Below are 6,296 nucleotides of genomic sequence, written 5' to 3' on the forward strand. Positions count from 1 at the left end.
TATGGAGGGGTAGCGAAGTCTGGCTAAACGCGGCGGACTGTAAATCCGCTCCTTCGGGTTCGGTGGTTCGAATCCACTCCCCTCCATCATATAGGGATATAGTTTAAAGGTAGAACTACGGTCTCCAAAACCGTCGGTGTGGGTTCAATTCCTACTATCCCTGTTGTAATGTTATGGCGGTATTGGTGAAGGGGTTAACACACCGGATTGTGGTTCCGGCACGCGTGGGTTCGATTCCCACATACCGCCCTATTGATTGGGCATTCATTAAGATTGATCCAGTCAGATTGGATAGACGATTATGGTGGTATAGCCAAGTGGTAAGGCAGAGGTCTGCAAAACCTTCATCGTCGGTTCGAATCCGATTACCACCTTTGACTGGGTGTATCCAATCAAATATTTTTTTGCCGGAGTGGCGGAACTGGCAGACGCGCTGGACTCAAAATCCAGTGTCCGTTGAGGACGTGTGGGTTCGAACCCCACCTCCGGTATAACTATAATTCATAAACCACTTTCAAAAGAGCAGGAACGTTGATATAACAGCGTTCCTGCTCTTTTTTATATCTAAAAAAATATATTCGCATATGGTTTTGCAAAAGTGCGCACCCAAGGTGCACCCATTCAGGAGTGAGAATCACCCATTTGGGTGCACCCATCACTCGGCCTTGACTTTGAAGTCGGACCAGTCGGCCTTCTTCCCCAGGTCAGTGAAGATCTCACGGGTGCGGACGGTCTCTTCCTGCTCCAGTTCCTTGATGATATGGAGATAAGTCTTCGTTGTTGTGGCGATGTCCTGGTGACCAAGTCGGTGGCTGATATAGGCAATCGACATCTTCTGATACAGCAGAATGGACGCGTGAGTGTGCCGGAGCCCGTGGAACCGCAGGTATATGTTGATGTCGGCGTCCTTCATCAGTTCGTGTAATCGGTCGTTGAGGGCCTTAGAAGAGGGGACACGGTTGTAGCGCGACAGAAAAACCAGGCTGTGTGGATTGGTCTTGTCGTTCACTTTCAAGTAGCGTTTTTGCTCATACTGCAGTTTGGTCAAGATGTTCACCAGGTTGCGGTCAATCGAGATGGTCCGGACGGATGCCGGGTTCTTGGTGGGGCCAAAGTCACGCTTCGTCCAGTTCCAGGTCTTCGTGATCTTGATGAAGCCACCCTTGCTGTCGATGTCGCCCCAGGTAAGCCCCACGATTTCTTGCTGGCGCATGCCGGTGAGTAGGGCAGTCAGAACCATATAGGGGACAACGTCAATGCCTTCCAAGTGGTTTAGCGTGTAGTTGTACAGCTTGGCTGCATCGTCATATGAGAGCCATTTGATCTCACGGGTCCGGCTGCTGTCGTAGACGACGTGAGTGTTTTGCGTGAAATCCCGGCTGATGACCGAATCGTTGACTGCATTGCGGACAGCGGCCCGGATGTGCGTGTTGATTTTGTCAGCGGTCGCCTTAGCGTGGGGCTTCGCGTCCTTGCCGTTTCCGTTCCCGAACCAGTTGAGAAATTCCTGGTAGTCGGCCGTTTTGATCTTACGGAAGAGGGTGTCGCCGAAATACTCATCAATGACGTTGATGGTATACTGGTACCGGGCAATTGTGGTATCTGACAGACCAGGTTCCCGGAAGATGTGGAACCATTTCTGGAAGTAGTCGCTAAAAGAGATGTTCTTGTCGCCGACATCGGATCCATTCTTGTAAGTGTCTTCCATCACCCGGGCGGCCGCTTCGGCTTCCTTCTTGGTGCGAAATCCTTCCTGTGAGCGTGACGTTCGCTTGCCGTGAATGTCCTTGAAGTAGACCTTGGCTTTCCAGCTGTCACCGCGTTTGAATATTTGAGCCATGATAATTCCTCCATTCCGAACGTGCGTTCTTTTTGACGATTAAAGAAAAGCCCTGAACGGGCCCAAGTACATATTTATCTTTTAATGTCACCATCTTTGGGACTATGCTTCACCCCGGAATCGGACCGAGGGGAGTCACCAGACTGAAGCTAGGAGCTTATTACTTAATTAAAAATAAGGACTAATTATCGTCATGACCAACGACTGTTGCTTTTTTTGCAAATATTACCGGGACGGTATTAGAGCCACCAGACTGTGTATCATAGTCAGTCATTTTATCTAGAACACCATTGATGGAAACATAGTCGTCCTCAATCGCCTTAGTTTTTCCACGAACTGCTACTTCAAATAGTTGATCTGTGTCGTCATCGATGTAAACAAGTAATGTCGTAACGCCCTTGCTTTCACTAGCTTGTAGGACCTCTCCTTTACTAATAGAGTAGGGCTTTCCGTAATAATCATTAGATTTGATTAATTCTCCGTATCTAATTTGGTTGGCGTTAGTTTCCCCTTTTTCGGCTAATTGATCTTCGCTGTTACTATCGAGAACTTGTACGGATTTGCGTACGGAAGTTGATGTACTACTGCTGGAACTGGAAGAGCTATTCTTTTTTGCAGTGGATGTTGCATAAGATTCATCAGAGGAAGATGATGAATCCGAATCATCAGAACTGCCAAGGGCACCAATAACTCCAATGGCTAAAATAACAATTACAATCCAAACCCACCAACGCTTATACCATTTTTTCTTTGGTTTCTTGGGCGAACCTTCAATCTTATCTTCGGCGTTTTCGACGTCTTTTGCTTGATCGCTACTCGCTGAAGATGCCTGCTTAGCACCACAGAAAGGGCAAAAATCAACTTTTGACGGTATTTCCTTTCCGCAATTAGTGCAATGCGTTTTCGTATCATTATCCATAAGATAATTCCTCCTAAAAATATGTACAGCTTTTAACGTCATCAGGTTTGGACAAATGAACTATTTGCCAACCGCACCGTTATTTTGAATATTTTTTGCAGCCGCAGCGATAATAACCCCGTTGCGGCGATCGCCATTACTGTTGGTATAAGTTACTTTACCGACAATGACGCCGTGGACCATCAAAGTATCATCGGTTCGAATTCCTTTTTTGTTAGTATAGACCCAATATGCATGCTTCGAGTTAGCCGTATCAGGAACGAAATACATAAAATTATTTTTTGCAGTTGTACTTTTTTTACCAGTTACTGTACCAGTGACAATTTTAGCTTTTCCGGCATACTTATCCCGATTGGAACTACCAACAATGTCTGAATACCGGATATTGGCATCATTTTCCTCTGCTGTCGCTCTTTCTAAGGTATCCATATTCTTATCTTTATTTACAGCTCTAGTGAATGCACTACTAGTAGGTAAATCGTAGCTATCATCCTGTGAGGACTTAGATGAGCTGGATGAAGTGCTAGAAGAATCGGAGGTTCCTGAACAGCCGGTTAGCAGCATTATAGGTAGTAGGGATAAAATAATCCCATTTTTTAATTTCATTATGTGCTTCCTCCTAAATTTTTAATGCAACATTTTAGTCTAAAACGTGTTTATAATGCAGTCCGTAGGTTAAGCCAACTTCATGCAGATAGGGCAGTTCAACATCAACATCATCAGCCGCTGGGTAATCGGACTCTTCGCACGCATATTCACGACGTAAACGGTCCATGTCAGCCCGTGTTAGCAAGTGAGTAAATCCCCAAACACGAGCCCGACGTTCCTGTTTGGAATTTTCCGTGGGCCCGTAATCACTAATGTCACCAACAGTAGTGGCGTTATGGCCCAATTCTTCATATAGCCATTGATACTGCTCACGCTCGGAGATGTTGGGATTCATTAAAATCTTTTTATTCACAACATACCCGCCAAGTTCGATAGGCACACTTTTGTCGAAGACGAAATCTAGTTCGGGGTGCTGAGCCATCAGTTTTTCGAGTCTACTTAGTCTCAATTAGCATCAGTCCTTTTTCCCTTTGCGCTCCTGTTCTTTTTTGTAAAGGGATTTTTGGTATTCCATATAGTCAATAACGGCTTGACGCCTGTCTTCAGGTAAGTCATCGAGACTCAATCCATTTCTGAGATGGGCAGCCACGGGGGTATCACCTAAATCGATTTTATGGCCAAGCAGATAATCGGTTGTGACCCCGAATAGATCAGCCAGTTTTATCAAGTCATCATTGCTAACAGAGCGTCGGTCATTTTCCCAGCTAGTTACAGTACTTCGACTAACGTTCATTTTTTCGGCCAACATCGGTTGGGTCATCGACATACGTCTGCGCAGTGATGCAATTCTACTACCTGTAGTCATTAAGACACCTCCACTATTAGTATTATAGCTTGTACTTAGAGTAATGCTAAAAATAAATGAAAGATTTGTACAAAAAGAGTTGACTTGTACAAATAGTAGCGATACTATTAGTACATAAAGAAAGAAGGGAATAAGATGAAATCCCATTTAAAGTATTATCGAAAGCGGGCCGGATTATCTCAGGAGCAACTAGCATCAAAGACAAAGTTCTCTGTGAGCACTGTTGCATCAATGGAGAATGGTCGTCGTGATGGATCGGTTGATACCATTATCTCTATGGCTAGTTTCTTTGGTGTAACTGTCGATGAACTTTTATTTGGACCGAACGACTCTAATAGTACAAATAAGCGACCTGAGGAGGTGAGCTGATGAAGAAGCACCATTTGTCTTTTGGGGATTGGTTTCTTGTCTTTACTGAGAGGCACCCAACTGTTACAGATGTTTGGATACCCATTTTAGTAGCCACGGCCACCAGTTTGGTGTGTTTATGGCTATCGAAACAATGAGTGGTAATGCAAAGCTCTTTAGTAAGACAGACTTTTTATCTTCTTGAAGTAACTCAAAGTAATGTAGTCCTTCTTGCGTTAGGTATATGTCGCCTAATTCGTGAACGTCACGTTTAATATATCCGTTATTTTCCAACCAATCAGTGGCGTCGTACACATCCTGGTCCTTTATATGTCTAATAAACCGATACCAAGGATTTTTATAAATTGCCGTGTGTGCGGAATACTCCATTATTTCGTTAGTAGTGGTGACCCTAGTCTTTATAAGGTATTTAAGTGTGATTCTCGCCTTGAAATATGCTTTTGGCTTCATAATTTTCACCTCCCTAAAACGATTATCGCATAGGGAAGGCATTCTGAGGAGGTGAGCTGATGGCCGGAGTATTGGGAATCATCGTTGTGGTGGTGATGCTTGCCGGTTCCTCCAATAACTAAATTGTATCAGTGGTCCTCGTCAAAGGAATTTGAATGGGTTGCCAAGTAAAGGAAGTGATTGAATGAAAAATAAATTTGCAGAGCAGCTAAGTCTGGATCTCGTTGGTTTTATGCGGAAAGATGTCGCTGAAGGAGCACATATTTCTAAGTCACAGCTTACCCGGATGTCCAATGGTGAACGGTCCGGTGACAAGAGTATGAGAGTTGCAATTGCGCACAGGCTGCACAGCATTCTCTTAGCCCTGTCGGGTGCCAGAACGGATTATGGGCTGCTGTCTTTCTTGAAAGACACGACGAAGCACAACGATGTTATCTCAGCGATGTTTCGGCAGCGCAAGGAGGAGAACGATCGGCGAGCAATTGAAGAGGAATTCGATGAGGCAATGAGTACTGAAAAGAAGTTTAGATCTCCACAGCAAGTGCTACTCATCGACAAATACTTTGATGAATATGCCGAAGAAATCATGTCGGAAAATACCGATATTGTGATGAAGGCAGATTATGCAGGCATCAATTTACAGAATGTCTTCAATAAAGCTAACACAAGGTTAGGAGGTTAAAACCATGGCGACGTTCGATCCACAAGCAGTAGCACAAAAGGTCATTGAGGACCAAGTGAATGAAAAGTTGGGCGAAAATGACAAGCTTCAAATCTCCGTCAACCTTAGTCAGCTGGCGGACATGACCGGGGTCTCCACTAGCAATCTTGAGCAAAACTTCGTTCCGCTGGGATACGTGGCAAAGCTCGAACGTCGTGCAGGAGCCCCTGGCAAGCGTGGCAAACGCGTTTGGCTGTTCCCGGAAGTTCGGGACGCCTGGCGCAGGTACTTAGATGAGAGGAGTTAATAATTATGGATTTGTTCTACTACTACGTTGGTGAGGTTGTCTCATGGTTCGGACTGATTGCACTGTGCGTCAGCTTCGGCTACTGGCTGTCTGAATCCGTTCATGCAATGGGCGGCTGGAAGGCATGGGCGATTGATTTCTTTGGATTGGAACTAAAGGAGGAGCAGAAATGAAAATTTGGCACAAAAAAAGAGCCCTGACCTGGCCGTCAGAACTCGAAGGTAAAAAGGTTGTATCACATTTCTTTAGCTTCAATTCTACTCTGAAACGGGGGCGTTGGCAATGGCTCTAGCACCAGACGCAGCAACATTTGATTTTGTTCGGTACCTTGAACGG

General features: G+C 45.0%; 10 protein-coding genes and 5 tRNA genes. 9 read left to right on the forward strand and 6 right to left on the reverse strand.

Annotated elements, in window-relative coordinates:
* Positions 1-3 precede the first annotated feature (3 nt).
* The 5 genes from FD37_RS07015 to FD37_RS07035 all read left to right on the forward strand — a co-directional run bounded on the left by FD37_RS07015 (position 4) and on the right by FD37_RS07035 (position 491).
* Positions 4-86 (forward strand) — tRNA-Tyr (locus FD37_RS07015).
* A 6-nt stretch (positions 87-92) separates the two neighbouring features.
* A tRNA-Trp gene (locus tag FD37_RS07020) sits at positions 93-163 on the forward strand.
* Between the two features lie 13 nt (positions 164-176).
* Positions 177-249 (forward strand) — tRNA-His (locus FD37_RS07025).
* A gap of 54 nt (positions 250-303) precedes the next feature.
* Positions 304-374 (forward strand) — tRNA-Cys (locus tag FD37_RS07030).
* A 32-nt stretch (positions 375-406) separates the two neighbouring features.
* Positions 407-491 (forward strand) — tRNA-Leu (locus FD37_RS07035).
* Positions 492-655: 164 nt separating this feature from the next.
* Here the strand turns inward: FD37_RS07035 and FD37_RS07040 are convergent.
* The 5 genes from FD37_RS07040 to FD37_RS12625 all read right to left on the reverse strand — a co-directional run bounded on the left by FD37_RS07040 (position 656) and on the right by FD37_RS12625 (position 4,173).
* Positions 656-1,840: a tyrosine-type recombinase/integrase gene (locus FD37_RS07040; RefSeq protein WP_056964397.1), complete on the reverse strand. Its 1,185-nt coding sequence runs from the start codon at positions 1,838-1,840 to the stop codon at positions 656-658.
* 181 nt (positions 1,841-2,021) lie between these two features.
* Positions 2,022-2,759: a zinc-ribbon domain-containing protein gene (locus tag FD37_RS07045; protein ID WP_056964399.1), complete on the reverse strand. Its 738-nt coding sequence runs from the start codon at positions 2,757-2,759 to the stop codon at positions 2,022-2,024.
* 60 nt (positions 2,760-2,819) lie between these two features.
* A complete protein-coding gene (locus FD37_RS07050) occupies positions 2,820-3,365 on the reverse strand; it encodes a hypothetical protein (RefSeq protein ID WP_056964401.1) in 546 nt (181 codons plus the stop codon).
* 34 nt (positions 3,366-3,399) lie between these two features.
* On the reverse strand, positions 3,400-3,720 hold the full coding sequence (locus FD37_RS07055) for a hypothetical protein (RefSeq protein WP_147007788.1): 321 nt from the start codon (positions 3,718-3,720) through the stop codon (positions 3,400-3,402).
* 102 nt (positions 3,721-3,822) lie between these two features.
* Entirely contained in the window at positions 3,823-4,173 is a 351-nt protein-coding gene (locus FD37_RS12625; RefSeq protein ID WP_082605147.1) for a helix-turn-helix domain-containing protein, read from the reverse strand.
* Positions 4,174-4,308: 135 nt separating this feature from the next.
* On the opposite strand from FD37_RS12625, the gene FD37_RS12630 reads away from it, so the two are divergent.
* On the forward strand, positions 4,309-4,542 hold the full coding sequence (locus FD37_RS12630; RefSeq protein ID WP_082605148.1) for a helix-turn-helix transcriptional regulator: 234 nt from the start codon (positions 4,309-4,311) through the stop codon (positions 4,540-4,542).
* Between the two features lie 63 nt (positions 4,543-4,605).
* Here the strand turns inward: FD37_RS12630 and FD37_RS07065 are convergent, their stop codons facing one another.
* Entirely contained in the window at positions 4,606-4,992 is a 387-nt protein-coding gene (locus tag FD37_RS07065) for a hypothetical protein (protein ID WP_056964405.1), read from the reverse strand.
* Positions 4,993-5,176: 184 nt separating this feature from the next.
* On the opposite strand from FD37_RS07065, the gene FD37_RS07070 reads away from it, so the two are divergent.
* Genes FD37_RS07070 through FD37_RS12795 form a run of 3 tightly spaced genes read left to right on the forward strand, consistent with a single transcriptional unit; the run spans position 5,177 to position 6,133 of the window.
* Positions 5,177-5,674, forward strand: a complete 498-nt coding sequence (locus FD37_RS07070; RefSeq protein WP_056964407.1) for a hypothetical protein — start codon at positions 5,177-5,179, stop codon at positions 5,672-5,674.
* 4 nt (positions 5,675-5,678) lie between these two features.
* Complete coding sequence (locus tag FD37_RS07075; RefSeq protein WP_056964408.1) at positions 5,679-5,960, forward strand: hypothetical protein; 282 nt, start codon at positions 5,679-5,681, stop codon at positions 5,958-5,960.
* Between the two features lie 5 nt (positions 5,961-5,965).
* Positions 5,966-6,133: a hypothetical protein gene (locus tag FD37_RS12795; protein WP_156470519.1), complete on the forward strand. Its 168-nt coding sequence runs from the start codon at positions 5,966-5,968 to the stop codon at positions 6,131-6,133.
* Positions 6,134-6,296 lie beyond the last annotated feature (163 nt).

This window comes from Levilactobacillus spicheri DSM 15429 (assembly GCF_001435095.1).
Taxonomy (GTDB): Bacteria; Bacillota; Bacilli; order Lactobacillales; family Lactobacillaceae; genus Levilactobacillus; species Levilactobacillus spicheri.

Bases quoted from the DNA above. Each gene is read 5' to 3' on its own strand.
- FD37_RS07040 (WP_056964397.1), bottom strand. From the start codon at position 1,840: ATGGCTCAAATATTCAAACGCGGTGACAGCTGGAAAGCCAAGGTCTAC.
- FD37_RS07045 (WP_056964399.1), bottom strand. From the start codon at position 2,759: ATGGATAATGATACGAAAACGCATTGCACTAATTGCGGAAAGGAAATA.
- FD37_RS07050 (WP_056964401.1), bottom strand. From the start codon at position 3,365: ATGAAATTAAAAAATGGGATTATTTTATCCCTACTACCTATAATGCTG.
- FD37_RS12625 (WP_082605147.1), bottom strand. From the start codon at position 4,173: ATGACTACAGGTAGTAGAATTGCATCACTGCGCAGACGTATGTCGATG.
- FD37_RS12630 (WP_082605148.1), top strand. From the start codon at position 4,309: ATGAAATCCCATTTAAAGTATTATCGAAAGCGGGCCGGATTATCTCAG.
- FD37_RS07065 (WP_056964405.1), bottom strand. From the start codon at position 4,992: ATGAAGCCAAAAGCATATTTCAAGGCGAGAATCACACTTAAATACCTT.
- FD37_RS07070 (WP_056964407.1), top strand. From the start codon at position 5,177: ATGAAAAATAAATTTGCAGAGCAGCTAAGTCTGGATCTCGTTGGTTTT.
- FD37_RS07075 (WP_056964408.1), top strand. From the start codon at position 5,679: ATGGCGACGTTCGATCCACAAGCAGTAGCACAAAAGGTCATTGAGGAC.
- FD37_RS12795 (WP_156470519.1), top strand. From the start codon at position 5,966: ATGGATTTGTTCTACTACTACGTTGGTGAGGTTGTCTCATGGTTCGGA.